Raw genomic sequence first — 20060 nt, 5'->3', positions numbered from 1 at the left:
CGGCCCGGCGGCGAGCGGCTTCGGGAAGCGCAGCTGCGGTTCGTGCCGCGGCACATGAGCGATGAGCGCAAACACGCGGCGGTCGAGCAGTTCGCTCAGGTGGCCGACGATGCCGGGCTTTCGCTGACGCATCTGGCGCTGGCGTTCGCGGTCAACCATCCCGCCGTCACGTCCCGCGATCCTCGGCCCCGGACGTTGCCGCAGCTCGACGACCTGCTGGCGGGCGCCGAGACCCGGCTGGACGACGATGTCCTGGACCGGATCGACGAGACCGTCGCGCCGGGCGCCGATGTGGGTCCGATCGACGTGTCGTACGTTCCGCCATCGCTTACCGACCCGAAGCTCCGCCGCCGCGGCTAATCCGTCCCTGAACCATCGGCGGCACGTAACCGGTCGCGACCACCTCACCGTCGAACCAGGCGGTGAGTTTCGCGGCCTCCTCTTCCAACGCGGCTGCGGCAGCGAGGGACAACGGTTCGATCGGGACGACCGCCACCGTCCCGTCCGGCTGCTGCGTCCAGGTCCCGACGATCCGCCCGTTCCACCACGCGGTCGGACCGGCGTTGCCCGCGCCGTCGAAAAGGTGCGGGCCGTGGGCGCCGAGGTAGAAGTCGCGGCGGCGCCAGCCCATCGTCGTCGGGTCGAGGGTCGGGAGAAGGGCCGCCCAGTCCTGGTCGAGGCGGACCTCCTCGGAATCGTCGGGGTGCAGCCACGCCGGGGTGCCGTCCTCCAGCAGGGCGGGCGTCGCGCCGACGTCGTCCAGCGCCCGGCGGACCGCGGTTTTCGTCGCGCCGAGCCACCACACCAGGTCGTCCTCGGTCCCCGGCCCGAACGACCACAGCCAGCGCCGCACCAGTTCCCGGTAGCCCTCGCGTTCGTCCAGGACACCTGGATCCTCACCGAGCCACTGTTCGACCGCCGTCCACACTGGACGGGAGACCTGCCAGCGTCCGGCGTTGTCCCCGCGGACTATCGAACCGCTCGACGCCAGCACGGAAAGCACCCGGGAGCCGACCGGGGCGAGCACCGCAGGCCGCCCCTCGGCGGCGATCCGCGCGTTCAGCTCGGGAACGCGATCACGCAGCTGTGCGGTAGTGCCGGGTTCTTCGCGGATCGCCTGCAACGCCTCGGCGCACCGGTCGGCGACCCACGCCGGGCCGTCGTCGATTCCGGCGAGTTCGGCGTCTTTGGCCAGCCGTGCGGTCATCTGCTTCTCAACTCGGGCCGACGCACTTCCCCTTGCCGCGGCGAGCAAATCGACCGGAAACGCGAAGACGGTCCGGCGCATCGCCAACTGCCGCACCACAGTCCGCTTGCCGAACAGAGCGTCCGAAATGGACTCTCGATCGGCGCGGGACCGGGCGTACGCGGACAGGTAGATGCTGCTGGCCTCAGTCGCGTGCAAGCACGTGACCGCGCGGACGGCGGCCTCCACTCCGGACGCGGCGGTCGCCAATGCGTGCCGCAGTCCGATCCGGTCGCGCCGCTCGGCGTCAGTCACCTTTCGCATGGTTTCGATCATGCCGGAAGTAGCGGTCACTGCCTGACCGCTACTGCTGCGAGTCTCGGTTCCAGCGCGGGAACGAGTCCGGCGCGGGAATCGAGGAGTCGAAATCATGGCAGTGCACGCCGTCGCCCACTTGAACTTCCGGGGCGAGGCCAGGGAGGCGCTCGAGTTTTACCGGTCAGTGTTCGGCGGGGAACTCCGGATCGCCACGTACGGCGACTTCGGCATGCCCCAGGACGCACCCGGTGCGGACCGCGTGGTGTTCGGTCAGGTGACGGGCGAGAACGGCTTCCAGGTGATGGCTTACGACGTGCCGGGCGTCGCGGCCGCCGCTCCGGTCGGCGAGACCACTCGCGAGAACGGGATGACCATCACCACGGAGAAGTTCTTCCTGTCCGTCAGCGGCGATTCCGTCGACGAGGTCGCCGAGTTCTGGAAGAAGCTGTCCGAGGACGCGACGGTCGTCGAGGCGTTCGGCCCGTCGCAGTGGGCCCCGGCGTTCGGGATGCTTCGGGACCGCTTCGGCGTCACCTGGATTCTGCAGGTCGCCGCCTGACTCGCGGGCCGGGCAATGGCGAATGTCCGTGAGGGGAACCCTGAGGGAATCAGCTTCCCCCAGGGTTCGCCTCACGTACTTCGCGCGGCCCGCGAGCCTGGCCCGCCGGTCTGCGGCCGGAGTCCTGCGCCGGCCGCAGACCGGCTTTCACACCGGGTGCGGCGAGAGACCCTGCTCGAACGCGAGCACCCCGCTCGGGTCGTACTTCGCCGCTGCCGCCCGGAGTGCCGGAAGGTTCACCCCGTAGTACGCGGTGGCCCAGTCCTGCTGGTCGTCGTTGATGTAGTTGACGTATGCGCCGCCGGTGGCGATCTCCGCCAGCCGTGCCTGGACGTCGTTCACCTCGTGCTTCGCAGTCTCCCGGTCGACATCCGGGGCGGCGCTGAGGTAAACCTGCACGTCACCGAAAACCCCGCGGTGGGCGAACGCGGTGTCGGTGGGCCGGACGTCGGAGACCGCCGCGTCGAGGGGGTTGACCTCCAGCGCGACCTTGGTCTCGCCGGTGACGAGCGCGCTCAGCCGCGCCGGATCGGCCTTCCTCGCCAGCACCCGGGAAGCGGCCATGAACCGGCGGCGCTCGAGGCTTCCGGACCAGAAATCCATCGCGCCCAGGTAGTCCGTCTCCTGGAAACCGCTGACGGTGCCTTTGACCCCGGCCCGGCGTTCCAGATCGGCGATGAGTTCGCGGGCCTGTTGTTCGCCGCCGAGGAGGCAGCCCGGGACGCCCGCCGCCGGGTTCGGGCCGCCGAGCACTGAGATGTTCGACCAGAATTCCCTTGGCGCGGCGGTGATCCAGTCCTGCCAGGCCCCGTAGACGTCGGTGCCGGAGCCCTCGGGGAAGTTCACCACGAACACCGTGACGCGCGGCGGCGCGGGAACCGTGCGGAAGGTGAACTCCGTGGTGACCCCGAAATTCCCGCCGCCACCGCCGGTGAGCGCCCAGCCGAGGTCCGAACCCGGGTCGACCGAATGCAGCCGGAAGTCGCGCGGCGTCACGACTTTCGCGCCGTCCAGGTGGTCGCAGGTGAGTCCGTACTTCCGCATCAGGACGCCGATCCCGCCGCCGAGCGCGAGCCCGGCGATGCCGACCGAGCCGCATGTGCCGCCCGGCAACGCGCGTCCTTCGGCGGCGAGTGCGTGATAGACGTCGAGCAACCGCGTGCCCGCCCCCACGACGACGGTGCCGTTCCGGCGGACCTCGACGCGGTTCATCTGCTTGAGGTCCGCGACCAATCCGTTGCCCGGAGTGGAATACGCGACGTAACTGTGCCCGCCGCTGCGGGCCGCGAACTTGACGGTGTTTTCCGCGGCGAACTCGAGGCACTTCCGGACGTCGTCGGCGTCGGCGCACCGGGCGATCGCCGGCGGATAGCGATCGTCGTAGAGAAGGTTGAACGGCGGGCGGATTTCCGCGTAGCCGGCGTCGTTCCGCTGCAGCAGCGCGCCGCGCAGCCGTCTGCGCAACCTGGCCCAGTCCGGCTCCTTTTCCGCTGCGTGGGCAACGGTTCCGGTCCCGGCGACGGCCGCGCCCGCCGCGACCGCGGACAACTGCAAAAGACGACGACGGCTCAACGTCATGGACGACCCCTCCACGGCTCGGCGGCCCGCGCGCACGAGAAGAAACCCGCCGGCCCGCCCCGAGATTCCCCTTGTCCGACGCCGCCAGCATAGACTAATCTTTCCGAAATAGAAGACGCATCTACGGTATTTCGAAAATGCGGGATTCGGGGGCGCTGGGGTCGAGGTCGACCGGCCTTGATCCACCATCGGATCAGGAGGTGCGGGCGACATGGGCGCAGACCGCTCCGGCTCGGCAGGCTCGGCCCCGGCACGCTCGGGGCTCCGGTCCGCGGTGCTGGCTTCCAGCATCGGCACGCTGCTCGAGTACTACGACTATTACCTGTTCGGCCTAGCCGCCGCCGTCGTGTTCCCGGCCGTGTTCTTCCCGTCCGAGGACCCGCTCACCGGGCAGCTGTCGTCGTTCGCCACTTTCGCCGTCGGGTTCGTGCTGCGCCCGGTCGGCGGCATCGTGATCGGGCACATCGCGGACCGGTTCGGCCGCAAGAAGGCCTTGATCCTCACCATCGTGCTGATGGGGATCGCCACGATCCTCATCGGGGCGCTTCCCGGATACCGCCAGATCGGCGTCGCGGCCCCGATCCTGCTCGTGGTCCTGCGGCTGCTGCAGGGCTTTTCGACCGGCGGCGAAATGGGCGGCGCGATCTCGCTGGCCGTCGAGCACGCCCCGCCGCGCAAACGCGGTCTCTACGGGGCCCTGCTCCTTTCCGGGGCAGGCGTCGCGCTGCTCATTTCCTCCGGGCTGATGGCGTTGTTCGCGACGCTTCCCGACCGGGATTTCCTGGCCTGGGGCTGGCGGATCCCGTTCCTGCTCAGCTTCGTGCTGCTGGTCGCGGGCTTGATCATCCGGATGCGCGTAGGCGAAACGCCGGAGTTCGAACGCGCGCGCAAGAAGGACGCCGGCGCGCGCATTCCGCTGGTTGCTGTGCTGCGCCGCCCGCGCAATTTGATCTACGGCGTTCTGTTCGGTTTCGCCAACAGCATCGGCGGCTACGTCATCACCACCTATGGCGCGTCGTATGTCAAAAAGGATCTCGGAATGCCCGCGTCCGTGGCGCTCACCGCGACCATGGTCGCCGCCGGCGCGCAGATCGTTCTCGCGCCGACGTGGGGTGCGCTGTCCGACCGGATCGGCCGGAAACCGGTCTTCCTCGGCGGCTGCATCGGGCTCGCCGTGGTGATCTTCCCGGTGTTCTGGTTGTTCGAGACGAAGAACCCGGTCCTCGTGGCGGTCGCGATGGTGCTCGGCTTCTCGGTGTTCGTGATGGCGATGTCCGCGCTGTCCCAGACGATTCTGTCCGAACTGTTCGACACTCGCTCGCGTGTCACCGGCGTCAACCTGGGATATCAGCTGACTGCGGTGCTCGGCGGCGGATTCGCGCCGTACCTCAGCGCGTTGCTGGTCGGCGCGACCGGCGCGGTGTGGGGCGTCGGCATCTACGTCATCGCCGGCTGCGTGCTCAGCGCGATCGCGATGCTGCTGTTGCCCGAACGCGCCGGGCAACCGCTGCCGGAACCGGCCGTCGAACCGAAAGCCACGACAGTATGACCTTGCTGGGATACGTCAGCGACGAACGCTATCTCGCGCTGCCCGATGTCGCGGTCGAGATCAACGCCGGCGATGCGCACTGGACCGCCCGCTCCACCGCGACCGGAGCGATCCACGCCGACGTTCCGCCCGGCAACTACCGCGTCACCCTCGCCAAGGACGGTTACGGCGCCAAACACGTCGACCTCGCGCTCGGAGCCGAACCGCACCAGTTCCGGCTGCTGTCCGACCAGATTTTCGGTTACCTGTGGCCGAAATGGGCCCGCAGCGGCGACGAAGGCGAATTCCGGATCCACAGTCCCGAGCCGTACCGCCTGAGCCTGTGGCGATACGGCGCGGCGGGCGAGGAGACCGCGCTGATCGGCTGGTTCGACGAACACGCGCCGCGCGCCACCGTCCAGGTCACTCCCGACGGCGACTACACGCAAACCGGCGTGCGGTTCAACGAAAAAGGATACGTCGACCCGTCCCACCGCCAGTACGTCACGGCTCCCGACCGCAGCGGCCTGTACTACTTCCACGTCGAAGGCGAATCCGGGGCCCGGTTTTCGTTTCCGTGGGTAGTCGCGCCGCGCCAGCCGACCGCGCCGATCGCCGTCGTCGCGTCCACGAACACCTGGAACGCCTACAACAATTTCGGCGGCCGCAGCAATTACATCAACGCCGCTGGTCTGCCTTCCGCGCCAGTTTTGGTGCCCCGCTTGGAAATGCCCCGCTACCTGGAATCAAGCTTCAGCGAACACGCCCTGCCCGACGACGCGTACCCGCCGCTCTCCTTCGAACGCCCAGAACCGCTGAACCAGCTCAGCGCCGACGCCCAGCCGGAGGACCCGATCCGCGGCAGGCAACCGTGTCACCTGGCCGCCGCCGAATGGCGGCTGCTCAGCTGGCTGGAACGCAACGGCTACGCGTACGACCTCTACTCCGACGCGCACCTGCACGACGGCACACTGCCGTTGGACAGCTACCGCACGCTGGTCCTGAGCACGCATCCGGAGTATTGGTCCCGCGAGATGTACTCCGCGGTCTATTCCTGGGTGCACGACCGCGGCGGAAAACTGGCCAACTTCGGCGGCAATGTCGCGGACTGCGAAGTGGTGTTCTCCTCGGACGCACTGCGCTTCCGCACCCAGGCGGTCGAGGCAGGTGCGGATGAGAGCCGGATGCACCGCACGTTCCGGCCGACGTCGGAGCTGTTCGGCGTCGTGTTCACCAGCGCAGGCGCGATGACCGGAGCGCCATACGAGGTCGTCGACCCCAGCCACTGGGCTTTCCGCGGCACCGGCTTGGACAAAGGAGACCTGTTCGGCGTCCGGAGCCTGCACGAACGATGCCCCGGCGGCGCTTCCGGGCACGAAACCGACAAGACCGGTCCGTACAGTCCACAAGGGACTCACGTACTCGCCCGCGGCCTGAACCCCGGCGACGGCGGCGGTGAAATCGCTTGCTACGCCACGGCCTGCGGCGGCGAGGTGTTCTCCGTCGGATCGATCGCCTGGACGTCCGCTGTGCTGGTAGACGACGGCGTCTCCGCGGTCACGGCGAACGTCCTCGACCGGTTCACCGGACGCTCCTGAACCCGGCAGCGATATCGTCGGCCACCTCGACGCCGAGTCCGGGCGCGTCGCCGAGCCGCACGGTCTGGCCGTCGCTGTTCAACGGCGTCTTGAGGATGTCGCGCTCGTAATAATGCGCGCCGATGATGTCAGACGGAATCCGGTCCGACAGCCCAGGCGCAGCACACGCCGCGTGCAGCTGGGCCGCCGCGCCAATACCAAGCTCCCCATTGGAACCGAGCACGACGTCGAGCCCGAACGCGTTCGCGAGCTGCGCCATCGCCACCACTCGGCCCGGCCCGCCCGATTTGCCGATGTACAGGCTGACCGCGTCCGCCGCTTCGGCCCGGATCATCGACACGAGGTCTTCCGTGCCGAACACACTTTCATCGGCCACAATGGACAACCCGCGTTCGCGCAACTCCCGCATCCCAGCCAGGTCGCCACGTGCCACCGGCTGTTCGAGAAACGCCGGATCCTGGTCGCGCATCAACTCAATCGCCCGGGCGGCGTCTCCGAGCCGGTAGCCGCCGTTCGCGTCCAGCCCGAGGAACGTATCTGCCCCGACAAGCTTTCGTGCCTCCGCGAGCCGACGCGCGTCGTCTTCGGGGTCGAAACCAATCTTGAGCTTATAACTGCGAAACCCGGCCGCGAAGGCTGACTGGTAGACGTCATGGAGCCGTTGCCCGTTGCCGCTGAGCGAACACTTCACCGGCACATCAGTCCTTAATGGACCCCCGAGTGCCACCGCGAGCGGGACTCCGAGCGTGCGCGCGTACGCGTCCCACAGCGCCGTCGAAATCCCGGCTTTGGTGAACGGCGCACCGGCCACCGCCTCGTCCATGCGCCGCTCAAGATCGGCGACCGGAACGAGCGGCCGGCCGAGGATCGCCGGGGCAAGCGCCTTCTTGACGAGATACTCCGCCGTGCCCGCGTCCTCGCCGCTCCACTGGAGCGTCGCACTGACCTCGCCCAGCCCGGTCGTACCGTCCGAAGTGGTCACCCGGACCAGCAGGAAGTCGGAATGGTCATGCGTCCCGCGAGCCCCGGCCACGACCAGTTCCGGCCGGACGACCGGGCTGATCGCGGTGACCTCGAGGTCGTCGACGGTGTTCACAGAAACTCGCGGAACTCGGCGAGAAACCGGTCGATCATCCGGATGTCCTCAGCGTCGAGCCGATGCGCGGGCGCGCGGCAGTACGGACTGCCGAAGAACCCACGGCGTACGGAAATCAGTTTCTCCGCCGCGATAATCCGCTCAGTGTCCAGCATCCAGTAGGAAATGTAGGGCAGCAGCCGTCGATGCAACTCGTCGCCGCCCGCTTCGTCGCCGTCCTCGAACCGCCGCCAGATCTCCACGTAGATCTCGGTGAACGAACACCCCGGCTGCGTCCCGACCGCCCCGCGCCGGATCGCGTCCGGCAACTGCACGCCCGCATACCCCTCGACCGCAGGTATCGGCGGATCCCCAGCGGCCAGCTCGGCGATCAACGGCCCGGGCGGGCTGGATTCGACCTTGACCAGCTGCAGATTGGCATGTTTGGCGGCGATCTTGCGCAGCACATCCGCGTCAAGACTGGTCCCGGTCTCCTCGGGCGCGTACTGCACCACCACTGGAGTCGGCGCGACCGCGTCAAGCACCTCCCGGATGTGCTTGACCAACGCTTTCCGGGACGGTTGCAGATAATGCGGCGGCAGAAGATTGATCAAGTCCGCGCCCGCCGCCACGACCTCCTTGGCCCGCTGCACCGCGAGCCGCGTCGCATGGTCTTGAACCGCGATAATGGCCAGAACATCCGCCCGCGGGTTCGTCTCCGCCAGCAACACCTCGGTCAGCGTGTGCCGTTCGTCCTCGGCCAACTTGTAGAATTCCGAGGCGAAGCCGGGAAACATCACACTGCCGACCCCGGTCCCGAGCACATGCCGGATGACCCGCCGGAAGCCGGAAACATCGATGTCGCCGTCATCGGTGAAAGGCACCTCGAGAACGGGAGACACTCCGCGAATAGGCGTCATCGAATCCCCTTCTGAAGGCCGAGCGCGGCGACCGCGTCCGCGTGAACGATTCCTTCGATCAGTTCGGCCGAGATCTTCGGCAACGCGGTGCCCGCGACGATGTCGTTGACCCGCCGGATCCCCGCGATCGCCTCCGCGGTGGTGGCGATCGGAAAGTCCGAACCAAGCAACAGCTTGTGCGGCACGCCCCACTCCTGTGCCGCGAGCAGTGATTCGTAGCAGACCCAAGGCCGGAGGTAAATCGAAGACACGTCCGCATACACGTGCGGATGCTTGCGGATGGTCACCACAGTCTCGCGTCCCCAGGGATGGCCCATGTGCGCCATGACGATCCGAAGCTCCGGGAACTGCAGCGCGACCTCGTCGGTGACCAGCGGATACGTGTACCGCAACGGGGCCTGCCGGATCGGCGACGCACCCTGATGAAACAAGATCGGCAACCCATGCCGCTCGCAATAACCGTAGAACTCCAACGCTTTCGGACCCAGCGGATCGAAATTCTGATAGTTCGGCCCGAGCTTCACCCCGACCAGTCCGAGCTCCCGGCACCGATCAGCCTCGTCGAACACGTCGGCCGCAGTGGGATTGACCGACATAAACCCCATCCGCCGCCCGGGGTCAGCCGTCACAAACGCCGCCGTAGCAGTATTGGTATCTTCCGCCCGATACGGCAACCCGGTGGCCTCTTCCGGCTTCTCGACCGCGATGTTGAACACAATGGACAGATCGGCTGCCTCGGTGGCCTTGTCGTAATCCGCCCAAGAATTCGTAGTGACCACGGCCCGGTCGGTCCGCCACCCCTCGTAAACGCGCCGCTCATCCTCCGGCACCGCGGCCTGGTGGGTGGGAGTGTGAGTGTGCACGTCCACGATCATGGCTTCACAACACCTCCGCCAGTTCGACGAACCGATCCGCGAGACCGCTGGTGATCCTCTCGAACCACCGCCTGCCCCGATCCATAGCAGCCAACTCAGGCCGGTCGGTATACCCGTCGATGCTCAGCCAAACCTGCTCGGAATGAATGTCCACATCAGACACCCTGATTGTCGCGGGCTGTTCCCTCGCCGCCGGTTCTTGCACCAGCTCCCCGCGAACCGCCATCATCATCGACGTCTCGAACTCGCCAGCATGCCCAGGCACGATGTCCTCCGGCTCAAGGACCCGCCAGTAATCAGTGTGCGCCACCGCAAGCCCGTGCCGAGTCGAGGCAGCACCAGCGAACGCATGACAGACGCCGACGTTGCCCCCGTGCCCATTGACGATGACCAGCCTCCGCCCACCCTGCACCGCGATCGACCGGGCGAGGTCGTCGAGCACCTGCAACAGGGTCTGCGCCGAAAGCGAAAGCGTCCCGTTGAACGGCAGATGATGATCGGAAGCCCCGTACGGAATGGTCGGCGCAAGCAACAACGCGCGCCCAGCCCTCGGCGCCGCCAACTCGGCCGCGCGCTCGCACACCGCAGCCGCGAGAAAGCCATCGGTCCCAGTAGGCAAGTGCGGCCCATGCTGCTCGGTCGCGCCGATGGACACCAGAACGAGCGCCTCGGAAAGCACCCCGCGCACCACGGCGCGATCGGCCTCCGCCCAGCGCAACAGTGCGCCCACGACGTCTCCCCGATACTCCGGTTGGCCTATCTTCCGGTATTTCGTAGAAGTCTTCCTGATTCAGGAAGATAGTCGATCGGAGAGGGAGACGCAATGCCGTTGGCGTGGCGACAAGAAGCGGCCCGGCCGGGCGCAGCACGCGCAACGCAGGTCCGGACCCGTCGCTTGTCGCATCCAAGATGTGCGACGAGGCCCGCATTTGGCACCAGGAAGTAGGGTACGGAGATGGCAGACGACAGATTCTTTGAAATGAGAGATATCGACTTCTATGAATACGATGATGATGCACGACGTTTGCTCGAGCAAGGCGTTGATCTAAATTATTTGGTAGCTGAACTGCGTAAGATGGGTTGCCCTAAGGGTGGCTGCGTGGATGTGGTGTCGAGGATTGCCGGAATTTCGCTCGGTGAAGCCAAGCTGCTTGTCCACAACTCGCCAGCGTGGGCGGATGCGAAGAAGCCTGACGAGCGCTTCCAGCGGAAAGCAGCGAAGGCGGCGCGAAAATTTGATCCTAAAGATTGATGGTTGCGAACCGTACGTGCCGCCGTACGACCGGCCGCATGCGGAGCTGACGAAGAGCCAGGCGCGCGAGTCTTATGAGCGCCTCATGAAGGCGGTGCCTGAGCGGGTCGAGCGCCTGCGGAGGTTGCTCCATCGCAACGGGATCGAGATTGGGGACGAGGACGAGTCGGTGCAGGAGCTCAACGACTGGTTCAGGGCGAACGTTGAACCGAACCCGGACAACCCGGATCGTCTCCGCAATCTTTGGTATACGGTGGTGAACGATGTGGCGGTGTTTCTAGGAAACCTTGTTGTCGCCAGATGCCCTAACTTGCACTGGCCGCTGCTGACGCCTAGGACTTCGGCCATTCACACCGCAAACCCCAACCGCCGTGAGACCTCCTGCCCAACCTGCACCACCCCACGCACCGCAGCCTTCCTCTTCTCTCCAACCAACTGCCGCGCAAACCCCGTCACTCCAACGGCCCCGGCCACAGCCCCCTCGGCGTCGAAGAACGGCGCAGCGAGGCAGGCGATCTCAGCCTGCTCCTCCTCGCTCTCAATCGCATACCCATCCGCCCGCACCTTCGCCAGCAACGCCAAAAACTGACCCGCATCCGGAGCCGCAGCCTTGGGCCCAACCCCGCGCGAAAGGCGAGACAGCAACGGCTTCAGCTCAGCCTCCGGAAGATGCGCCGCGATAGCCCGACCCAGGGCGGTCAGATCGAACGGCGCGACCTTCCCCCGATAAGTGTCGAACTGGACGAACCCAGGCGTGGATGCCTTGGCGACATAAACCACCGAAGCGTCCTCCAAGATCCCCACATGCGCGGGCATCCCTAGGCTCTCCGCAAGACGTCGCAGGTCGGCTTGGACGAGCGAAGGCAGGTCGACCTTCCGCACCAACTCGATGGCCAAACCGTAAAGCCGCAGGGTGGGACGCCAGAAGTGGCTGCGCCCGACGACCCGCCGCACGGCATACCCCCGCTGCTCCAGCGTGTACGCGATCGACGCGCAGGTGGCGAGCGGCACCCCGGCGGCCTTCGCGAGGGCGGTCAGCGTCAGCGGCTCCTCAGCCCGCACGAGGGCTTCCAACACGGTCAGCGTCCGGTCCGCGGCCGGCGACGCTGCTTTGCCCGATGCGTCGCTCATCCGGCATCAATCTTTCGGATACCTGTAGTCATCTTCGGAACACGGTAGCGTCCGGTCAGCCGGCTGGCTCGATTCGCGCGATGGTCTCTTCGGCCCATGATCGGATGGTGTCGGCCTGGTCGGGGGTCAATTCGTCGAGGAAATGGCGGCGAATGTTGCTGCCGTGCACCACCAACGCCTCCTGGATGACCGAGCGGCCATGTGCGGTGAGGGCGATTCCGGTGCGCCGTCCGCTGGGGCCGCTGCGGGTCGGGGCGACCAGGTCGCGCGACTCCATCCGCGTCAGCTGGTGCGAGACCCGGCTCTTCTCCCAGCCGAGCGCCTCGACCAGGTCGGCGACGCGCGTTTCGTGGCCGGGCGTGCGCCAGAGGCTCACCAAGACACTGAACTCGGCCTTCGAGATGCCGCAGTCACGCTGCAGTCCGCGATCCAGTTCGCGGGTGAGCAGGCGTTGTGCGTGCACCCAGGCGTTCCACAGCTCCCAGTCGTCGGGGGTCATGAACCGGAAGCGTACCCGGGGAGTTGACTCATCAACTCCAGCGGCTCTAGAGTTGATGTATCAACTTTGGGGAGGGTTCATGCGGACATTGCTCCAGAACGGGACCGTGGTCAGTCTTGACCCGGCGATCGGGGATCTCCCGCGCGGGGACGTGCTCATCGAGGACGGGCGGATCGCGGCGGTCGGGCCCTCGATCCAGGCCGACGCCCAGGTCGTGGACGCCTCGGGCAAGATCGTCCTGCCGGGATTCGTGGACACCCATCGGCACACCTGGCAGACGGCGTTCCGCGGGCTCGGCGCGGACTGGACGTTCGCCGAATACCGCGAGGTCATGCACGAACGGCTCCGGCCCCACTACCTGCCGGAGGACGTGTATCTCGGCAACCTGCTGGGGCGGCTCGAAGCGCTGAACTCGGGCGTGACGACGATGCTCGACTGGTTCCACTGCTCCGACCGGCCGGAGCACGCCGACGCGGCGATCGACGCGCTCCAGGAGGCTCCTGGGAGATCCATCTTTTGCTACAGCGCGATGGACCCAGCCGACACCGTCCGCGTGCGGAAGCGGCTAACCGGCGACGAAATGGCCTTCGGGTTGCGGGGGCCGATGCTGACCACAATGGACACGACGGCCGCCGACGTCGCGTTGGCGCGGGAACTCGGCCTCAGGGTGAGTGTGCACATCCACCGCGCGGCCGGTGACTCGATTCCCGAAATGCGCGAACGAAAACTGCTTGACGACCGGACGACGATAGTTCACGGCAACGGTCTCACCGACGCGCAGCTCGCGATCCTCGCGGACGCGGGCTGTTCGGTGACGGTCAGCCCGGACGTCGAGCTGAAGATGGGGATGGGATGGCCGGATACCGGACGGTTGCTGGCGGCTGGGATCCGGCCGTCGCTGTCCATTGACGACTGTCCGTCTGCTGGGGGTGACATGTTTTCGGCTATGCGTACGGCGTTTGCCGCGCAGCGCGGTCTCGACGGCGGTCTTGTCGCGCGCGACCTGCTCGAGTTCGCCACTGTGGACGGTGCCCGTACCTGCGGACGCGGTGACCGGGCGGGCAGTATCAGTGTCGGAAAGGACGCGGATTTGGTGCTCATCGACGCGGAAGATCTGTCGGTGTTCCCGGTCAACGACCCAGTGTCCACAGTGGTCACCGCTGCGCATCCGGGTGTCGTGGACAGCGTCTTCGTCGGGGGCAAGGCGGTCAAGCGGGACGGCCGGTTGCTGGGAGTGGATGTGCCGAAGCTCAGGACCAGGCTGCTGGAATCTCGCGACCGGATCGCGGCGGCGGCCGGATTGGTGGTCGGGTGATAGTTCTGGAGACGGATCGGTTGCTGCTGCGGCGGTTCACCGAAGCCGACTTGGACAATCTGGTGCAGCTCGACAGCGACCCGCAAGTGATGCGGTTTCTCACCGGCGAGCCGACGCCTCGCGCCGAGATCGAACAAAAGGTGCTGCCCGGAATTCTCGCCGATTACGAACGCGGGCCAGCCGGGCAATGGGCGGCGATCGAAAAGGCGACCGACGAGTTCATCGGCTGGATTTCCTTGCAGCCGCCGGAAGACGGCAGTGCGACGGAGCTGGAACTCGGCTACCGGCTGCTGGCGAAAGCCTGGGGTCGCGGGTATGCGACGGAAGGCTCCCGGGCGGCGATCCACAAAGGATTCACCGAGCTCGGCACGCGGCGGGTGTGGGCGCAGACGATGGCGGTGAACACCCCGTCGCGGCGGGTGATGGAGCGGTCCGGGCTGAGGTACGTCCGCACGTTCCACCTGCACTTCGACGATCCGTTGCCGGGCACGGAACACGGTGAGGTCGAGTACGCGTTGACCCGGGAAGAATGGGCCAACGGCCGCGGCTGAGCGCGGTGCGGGGGCAACACTCGTGCCCTGCCGTCCATACCGCCGGGCGAGCGCGTACGGCATTCTTTTCGTCCGGAATACACTCGCCGGGTGATCAACCTCCTGCGGGTCTCGCGGGCTCGGCACGCGGTGTGGTTCCCCCTGCTCGGGCTGGTGTTGTTCGCCGGATCGCTGCTGCCGTCCCTGCAGACGTTCGGCACGCAGTTCGGCGGGCTGCCGTCGCGGCCGTTCGACGCGCTGGCCGTCGGAGCGGTCGCGCTGCAGTCGTTGTCGCTCGCCGGTTGCCGCCGATGGCCGATCGCGGTGCTCGCGCTGGTGTCGGCCGGGTTCGCGATCGACCAGCTGTGCGGTTACCACTCGTTCGCGGGCTCGGCGTTGCCGGTCGCGGTGCTCAACGCCGGCTGGCGGGCGGATCGGGGACGGCGCGCGGCGGCGATCGGGTTCACCGTGGCATATCTGCTGTTCGTGGCCGCGTTTCCGCTGCGTGGCGGCGGGGAATCGGCGGCGGGAGTGGCCGCGTTCTACCTGTCGCTGGTCGTCGTGTGGGGGATCGGGGCGTGGCTGCGCTCCACCCGCGCCGCGGAGGCCGAACGGCGCCGCCGGGTCGCCGAGGAAACGCGCGCGGCGGAGCGGGCGCGGATCGCTCGCGAGCTGCACGACGTCGTGACCCATCACGTGACCGCGATGGTCGTGCAGACCGAATCCGCGCGGTATCTCACCGGCGAGCGGCTCGACCAGACCCTCGCCACGGTCAGCGGCACCGGCCGCCAAGCCATCGCTGAGCTGCGGAATCTGCTCGACGTGCTCAACCCCGGCGCCCAGCCCGCCCTCGGGCTCGACACGCTGGTCGAGCAGACGCGGCGAGCCGGGCAGCCGGTGGAGTTCACCGAGGTAGGCGCGCCCGCGAACTCGGAGGTGGCGTACCGGGTCGTGCAGGAAGCGCTGACCAACGCCCTCAAACACGCGCCCGGCAGCCCGACTTCGGTTGAGGTCCGGCACGGCGAGGAGGACATCACCGTGGAAGTCCGCACCGAGAGCGAGGTCGACCTGGCGGTCGGCGGCAGCGGGCGCGGGCTGGCGGGGCTCCGCGATCGGGTCGGCGACGTCGGGGGAGACTTCGCCGCGGGGCGCGGCGAAAGCGGCGGGTTCTGCGTCCGGGCCCGGATTCCGGCGTGAGCGCGCCGTTGCGGGTCCTCGTCGCCGACGACCAGGTGCTGGTCCGCACTGGGCTGGTGACGATCATCGACGCGCAGCCGGACCTGGAGGTCGCGGGCGAATGCGGCGACGGGCAGGCCGCGGTCGAGCTGGCTCGCGAGCTGAGCCCGGACGTCGTCGTGATGGACGTGCGGATGCCGGTGCTCGACGGCATCACCGCGACCCGTCTGCTGGCCGGCTCCGACGTCGCGGCACCGGTGAAAGTGCTGGTGGTGACCAACTTCAACCTCGACGAGAACGTCTACCAGGCGTTGCGCGCCGGGGCTTCCGGGTTCCTGCTCAAGGACGCTCCGCCGGACCAGCTGCTGCACGGGATCCGGACCGTCGCGTCCGGCGCGGCGCTGCTCGACCCCGAGGTGACGCGCCAGCTCGTCGGCCGGTACGCCACCCGGATCCGCCCCGCTGCCGCGGATCCGGGCGACGTCCCGCTGGCCCCGCGCGAGCTGGAAGTCCTCCGTCTGGTCGCGGAAGGCCTTTCCAACAGCGAAATCGCCGCGGCGCTCGTGCTCAGCCAGGAGACCGTGAAGACTTACGTTTCGCGCATGCTCGCCAAACTCGGCGTCCGCGACCGGGTGCAGGCCGTCGTTTACGCTTATCGGCACGGACTGGTCGATTAACCCGCGACTCGCGCGGCGACGTCCTCGATTTCCCGCACGGCGACGTCCGGCTGATCCTGGTAAATGTAATGCCCGCTGGTTTTCGCGACGGTCAGTTCGCTGCGGCTGGAAAGCGCGAGCCACTTCACCTGGCCCTCAGTCCACGCCCGCTCCAATCCCGGACCGTACTGCGGCAGTTGCGCGAGATATTCCTTCCCGTGCTTGATCACCTCGACCGGAATGTCCCCGGCGGATTTCACGTCCGCGTCGGCGACGACCAGTTTTTCCGGGCTTTCGCCGTTGAAGACCGCCAGGGTCTGCGCGCGGAGAGCGGCCGCGTCCCCGGTGGCGTCGGCGGGGATTTCCCTGGTCAGGTCCGCGCCCTGGGTCGGCGAGGTGGCGTCCATCAGCACCAGGCCCTTGACCTTGTCCTGGTGGTCCGGGGCGTAGCGGGCGGCGATCAGCCCGCCGAGCGAATGCCCGGCCAGCACGACCGGCGAATCCGCGGCGAGCTGGCCGAGGACGCCGGTCAGCACCTTTCCGGTGGTCTCGAACGTCTGCCGGTCGGCGGGCTGGTCGCTGCCGCCCGCGCCGAGCCGGTCGTAGGAGCACACCCGGTTCTTCTTGCCGAGCGTTTCCTGCAGACTGGCGAATTTGTCCAGCGCGTCGCCGCCTCCGTGCAGCAGAACGACGACCGGTTTGCCTTTCTCGAGCGTTCCCGAACACGATACGTTCACCGATTTGCCGTCCACGGTGATTTTCTTCGCGCCGGTGAACGCGGCCTGGCTGACCGGTGCGCTGCTCGGTGCCGAATCCGCTTCTGTTTCCTCGTCGCATCCCGCCAGAAGCAGACAGGCCGCGATCACCGCCGCGGTTCCCCCGGCCTTGTGCATCGAATACCCCTTCATGCCGGAAAACGCTACTGATCCGGTCGGGCTAAAACGTCCCCGCGCGGTGGACACCTGCGGGTAGCTCTCCTGGGGGACACCGGAGAGCTGCTTTAAACTCCCGGTATGTCGTCGGGCGCCGTGCGAACCGGCCGGGGAGGGGCGGAGCGCGAGCCCGGGTCCCGGCTGGAGTTCGCGGTGCTCGGGCCGGTCCGCGGCTGGTACGGCGGGCAGCCGCTGGAACTCGGGCCGGTGCTGCGGACGACGATGCTGGTCGCGCTGCTGCTGCGGCCGGACGTCACGGTCAGCCGGGCCGAGCTGGTCGACCGGGTGTGGGGCGAGCATCCGCCGGAGAGCGACGGCGTGCCCGGCTACATCTACCAGCTGCGGAAATCCCTGGCCGCGGCCGGCGCGGACGCGAAATCCGTGCTCCGGACCGATCCAGGCGGGTACCGGTTCGCCGGGGCCGGCGTCGGGGTGGACGCGGTGCGGGTCGACGAGATCGCCGCCCAAGCCAAGAAAGCCGCCGCAGCTGGCTCGCTCGCCGCGGCCGCCGACGGGTACGGGCAGGCGCTGGCGTTCTACGAGGGCGTTCCGCTGGCCGGACTGCCCGGCCCTTTCGCCGAACGGGAGCGAAGGCGGTTCGTCGAACGCCGCGTCGGGCTGGTCGAGGGCCGGACGGACGCGTTGATCCGGCTGGGCGACTACGCGTCGGCGATCGGCGAGGTGACGGCGCTGCTCGCCGAGCATCCGGACCGTGAACCGCTGACCGGCCTGCTCATGCGGGCCCTTTACGGGGCCGGCCGGCAGAGCGACGCGCTCGACACCTGGCGCGAGTTCCGTGTCCGGATGCGCGATGAGCTGGGGCTGGAACCCAGCGAAGATCTGCGTCGCGTGCACGAGGCGGTGCTGCGCGGCGATGACGGAGCGCTCGGCGTCGCGGCGCGGCCAGCCACGGCGCCCAGGATCCGGGACGAACTGCCGCACGACGTCGGGGAACTATCCGGCCGCGACGACGAACTCGCCCGGCTCGTCGCGCCCGGAAGCGCAGTGTCCGCAGTGGACGGAGTGCCCGGGTCTGGGAAAACGGCGCTGGCGGTGCGCGCGGCCCAACTGCTGCGCGAGGAACATCCCGACGGCTGCCTGTTCGTCGCACTGCACGGGCACAGCACCAGCCGCGCTCCGCTCACGCCGGTGCGGGTGGTGCGCCGATTGCTGCGTTCGGCGGGTGTCAACGAGCAGAACATTCCGGACGACCTGGACGAATTGTCCGCGAACTGGCGCGCCGCCACCGCTCCGCTGCGCCTGGTTCTGGTGCTGGACGACGCGATCAGCGCCGAGCAGGTTCGCCCGCTGCTGCCCGGCGGAACCGGAAACCGGGTGCTGATCACCAGCCGTCGCCGACTGCCCGGTTTGGACGTTGAACGCCGGATTTCCCTGGGCCCCTTGACTTCCGACGCCGCCGCGGGCTTGCTGGGCCGGATCGTCGGCCCGGCGCGGGCGAGCCAGGAACGCGCGGCCGTGCGCGAACTGGCCAGCCTGTGCGGACGCCTTCCGCTCGCCCTGCGCATCGCGGGCGCCCGGCTGCAAAACCGTCCGATGTGGACCTTCCGCGACCTGGCGGACCGGCTCGCCGACGACACTGACCGGCTCGGCGAACTGACCGCGGAGGAACGCAGCGTCGAGGCCGCGTTCCGGCTTTCCTATGACCAGCTTCCGCCTAAAACTCAACGTGCCTTCCGCACCCTGGGCCGCGCGCCCGCGCCTGAATTCGACGAACTCGTCCTCGCCGCGATGCTCGGCTGTCCCCGGCGCGAGGCGGAAAGCGTGCTCGAAGACTTGGTCGACGCGAACCTGGTGCAAGCGCCCGCCGCGGGCCGGTACCGGATGCACGACCTGGTCGCCGTCTACGCGCGCCGCCTCGCCGCGGACGAACCCGACGTCGCCAGCGGACTAGGTGTCTACCTGCACGCCTGCCGCGCCGCGAGCGAATGGGGCGAACCCGGTTTCCCCAGCGGCCCGGCACCCACCGACTCACCTTTCACGGGACTCGTCGACGCGTCGGCGTGGCTGGACCAGGCGGGCGACCTGGTGGAAGTCGTCTCGTCCGCAGTCGCCGCGGGCCATCCGGACTACGCGTGCTGGATCGCCGAAGGAGCCGTCGACTACCTCGTGCGCCGCATCCGGTACCGGGAATGCGTTGCCCTGCTGGAAGTTGCTCTGTCCGAAGTAGACAACGTGGCGGACCAGCGGATGAGCACGGCACTGCGGTTCGGGCTCGGCTGGGCATATCTCGGGCTGGGCGATCCCGTCCAGGCGAGGCAATGGTGCGAGGAAGGACTGCGGATCAGCCGGGAAAACGGCGACCGGCGGGAAACCGCACGGGGCTTGTGCGGACTGGGAATGGTCACGATGTTCGCCGGACCGCTGGACGAAGCGGAACAAGTGCTGACCGACGCCCGGACGCTGGCCGAAGAAGTGGCGGACAGCTGGTTAGTCGAACGAGCGGTCTCGGGCCTAGGGTACGTGCATTTCAAGCATGGCGAATACGAACGCTCGCTCGTCCGTTTCGCCGAATCGCGAGAAGTCGCGGTCGCAACGGGAAATCCGGCGATGCTGGGCCGGGCGTCCAGCCACATCGGCAGCGTCCGCCTGCATCTGGGCCGCCCGGACGCGGCGGAACCCTTGCGCGAGGCAGTCGAATTGGCTGAGCGACTCGACGACCGGTTGTTGCTGGTGAGTTCGCTTTCGCGGCTCGGTTCTGCGGAACAGGAATGGGGGAATTTGGAGCTGGCTCTTTCATATCATCTGCGGGCACTGGGCGCGTTGACCGACCAGATGTCCCCGTGGGCAGAGATCGAAGTCCGGAACCGGCTTGGGGCTTGCCACCAGGCGCGGGGCGAGGACGAGGCGGCGCGGGAGCAGTTCGCTCGCGCCGCGGTCCTCACTGAGGCGAACTGAGCGGCCGGGTTGGCGC

General features: G+C 67.9%; 19 protein-coding genes. 10 read left to right on the top strand and 9 right to left on the bottom strand.

What is annotated here, in order from left to right:
• The first annotated feature begins 54 nt into the window (after positions 1–54).
• Positions 55–360 (top strand): aldo/keto reductase, encoded by a 306-nt coding sequence (locus EIZ45_RS31130; RefSeq protein WP_134667362.1) that lies wholly within the window; start codon positions 55–57, stop codon positions 358–360.
• On the opposite strand, the gene EIZ45_RS31125 is transcribed toward EIZ45_RS31130, so the two are convergent.
• Positions 329–1510: a winged helix DNA-binding domain-containing protein gene (locus tag EIZ45_RS31125; RefSeq protein WP_134667296.1), complete on the bottom strand. Its 1182-nt coding sequence runs from the start codon at positions 1508–1510 to the stop codon at positions 329–331. The genes EIZ45_RS31130 and EIZ45_RS31125 overlap by 32 nt on opposite strands.
• A gap of 106 nt (positions 1511–1616) precedes the next feature.
• Here EIZ45_RS31125 and EIZ45_RS31120 point away from each other — a divergent pair, with 106 nt between their 5' ends.
• Complete coding sequence (locus EIZ45_RS31120) at positions 1617–2063, top strand: VOC family protein (RefSeq protein ID WP_043832689.1); 447 nt, start codon at positions 1617–1619, stop codon at positions 2061–2063.
• A gap of 147 nt (positions 2064–2210) precedes the next feature.
• Here the strand turns inward: EIZ45_RS31120 and EIZ45_RS31115 are convergent, their stop codons facing one another.
• Positions 2211–3641, bottom strand: coding sequence for an FAD-binding oxidoreductase (locus tag EIZ45_RS31115; protein ID WP_167756602.1), 1431 nt, complete (start codon positions 3639–3641; stop codon positions 2211–2213).
• A gap of 211 nt (positions 3642–3852) precedes the next feature.
• Here EIZ45_RS31115 and EIZ45_RS31110 point away from each other — a divergent pair, with 211 nt between their 5' ends.
• Both EIZ45_RS31110 and EIZ45_RS31105 read left to right on the top strand, forming a co-directional pair.
• Positions 3853–5190, top strand: coding sequence for an MFS transporter (locus EIZ45_RS31110; protein WP_134667300.1), 1338 nt, complete (start codon positions 3853–3855; stop codon positions 5188–5190).
• Complete coding sequence (locus EIZ45_RS31105) at positions 5187–6767, top strand: carboxypeptidase-like regulatory domain-containing protein (protein WP_134667301.1); 1581 nt, start codon at positions 5187–5189, stop codon at positions 6765–6767. Before EIZ45_RS31110 ends, EIZ45_RS31105 begins: the two co-directional genes overlap by 4 nt.
• Here EIZ45_RS31105 and EIZ45_RS31100 read toward each other — a convergent pair.
• From EIZ45_RS31100 to EIZ45_RS31085, 4 genes are read right to left on the bottom strand one after another with little or no spacing between them, the layout of a single operon-like run.
• Positions 6751–7863 (bottom strand): mandelate racemase/muconate lactonizing enzyme family protein, encoded by a 1113-nt coding sequence (locus EIZ45_RS31100; protein WP_134667302.1) that lies wholly within the window; start codon positions 7861–7863, stop codon positions 6751–6753. The two genes, EIZ45_RS31105 and EIZ45_RS31100, sit on opposite strands and share 17 nt — an antisense overlap.
• Positions 7860–8762, bottom strand: coding sequence for a dihydrodipicolinate synthase family protein (locus EIZ45_RS31095; RefSeq protein ID WP_134667303.1), 903 nt, complete (start codon positions 8760–8762; stop codon positions 7860–7862). The genes EIZ45_RS31100 and EIZ45_RS31095 overlap by 4 nt, the downstream gene beginning before the upstream one ends.
• Positions 8759–9637: an amidohydrolase family protein gene (locus tag EIZ45_RS31090; protein ID WP_043832679.1), complete on the bottom strand. Its 879-nt coding sequence runs from the start codon at positions 9635–9637 to the stop codon at positions 8759–8761. Before EIZ45_RS31090 ends, EIZ45_RS31095 begins: the two co-directional genes overlap by 4 nt.
• 4 nt (positions 9638–9641) lie before the next feature.
• A complete protein-coding gene (locus EIZ45_RS31085; protein WP_134667304.1) occupies positions 9642–10367 on the bottom strand; it encodes a creatininase family protein in 726 nt (241 codons plus the stop codon).
• A 225-nt stretch (positions 10368–10592) separates the two neighbouring features.
• Here EIZ45_RS31085 and EIZ45_RS31080 point away from each other — a divergent pair, with 225 nt between their 5' ends.
• Positions 10593–10889 (top strand): hypothetical protein, encoded by a 297-nt coding sequence (locus EIZ45_RS31080; RefSeq protein WP_134667305.1) that lies wholly within the window; start codon positions 10593–10595, stop codon positions 10887–10889.
• A 348-nt stretch (positions 10890–11237) separates the two neighbouring features.
• Here EIZ45_RS31080 and EIZ45_RS31075 read toward each other — a convergent pair whose 3' ends face one another.
• Positions 11238–12020, bottom strand: a complete 783-nt coding sequence (locus EIZ45_RS31075) for an IclR family transcriptional regulator (RefSeq protein WP_037816931.1) — start codon at positions 12018–12020, stop codon at positions 11238–11240.
• Positions 12021–12075: 55 nt separating this feature from the next.
• Positions 12076–12519 carry a MarR family winged helix-turn-helix transcriptional regulator gene (locus EIZ45_RS31070; protein ID WP_134667306.1) on the bottom strand — a complete coding sequence of 148 codons (444 nt, stop codon included), beginning with the start codon at positions 12517–12519 and terminating at the stop codon, positions 12076–12078.
• A gap of 79 nt (positions 12520–12598) precedes the next feature.
• On the opposite strand from EIZ45_RS31070, the gene EIZ45_RS31065 reads away from it, so the two are divergent.
• The 4 genes from EIZ45_RS31065 (at position 12599) to EIZ45_RS31050 (ending at position 16217) form a co-directional block, all read left to right on the top strand.
• Positions 12599–13834 (top strand): amidohydrolase family protein, encoded by a 1236-nt coding sequence (locus EIZ45_RS31065; RefSeq protein ID WP_167756601.1) that lies wholly within the window; start codon positions 12599–12601, stop codon positions 13832–13834.
• Positions 13831–14385 (top strand): GNAT family N-acetyltransferase, encoded by a 555-nt coding sequence (locus tag EIZ45_RS31060; protein ID WP_134667308.1) that lies wholly within the window; start codon positions 13831–13833, stop codon positions 14383–14385. Before EIZ45_RS31065 ends, EIZ45_RS31060 begins: the two co-directional genes overlap by 4 nt.
• 90 nt (positions 14386–14475) lie before the next feature.
• The gene (locus EIZ45_RS31055) at positions 14476–15561 is read left to right on the top strand and encodes a sensor histidine kinase (protein WP_134667309.1); all 1086 of its coding nucleotides are present in this window, start codon (positions 14476–14478) and stop codon (positions 15559–15561) included.
• Positions 15558–16217: a response regulator transcription factor gene (locus EIZ45_RS31050; protein ID WP_134667310.1), complete on the top strand. Its 660-nt coding sequence runs from the start codon at positions 15558–15560 to the stop codon at positions 16215–16217. The genes EIZ45_RS31055 and EIZ45_RS31050 overlap by 4 nt, the downstream gene beginning before the upstream one ends.
• Here EIZ45_RS31050 and EIZ45_RS31045 read toward each other — a convergent pair.
• A complete protein-coding gene (locus tag EIZ45_RS31045) occupies positions 16214–17104 on the bottom strand; it encodes an alpha/beta fold hydrolase (protein WP_240690828.1) in 891 nt (296 codons plus the stop codon). The genes EIZ45_RS31050 and EIZ45_RS31045 overlap by 4 nt on opposite strands.
• Positions 17105–17209: 105 nt before the next feature.
• Between EIZ45_RS31045 and EIZ45_RS31040 the strand changes: the two genes are divergently transcribed.
• Entirely contained in the window at positions 17210–20044 is a 2835-nt protein-coding gene (locus EIZ45_RS31040) for a BTAD domain-containing putative transcriptional regulator (RefSeq protein WP_134667311.1), read from the top strand.
• The last annotated feature ends 16 nt before the right edge of the window (positions 20045–20060 follow it).

The organism is Amycolatopsis sp. CFH S0740, from assembly GCF_004522315.1.
In the GTDB taxonomy this organism is placed as follows: domain Bacteria; phylum Actinomycetota; class Actinomycetes; order Mycobacteriales; family Pseudonocardiaceae; genus Amycolatopsis; species Amycolatopsis nivea.
This window is presented reverse-complemented; position numbering and strand designations above follow the sequence as displayed.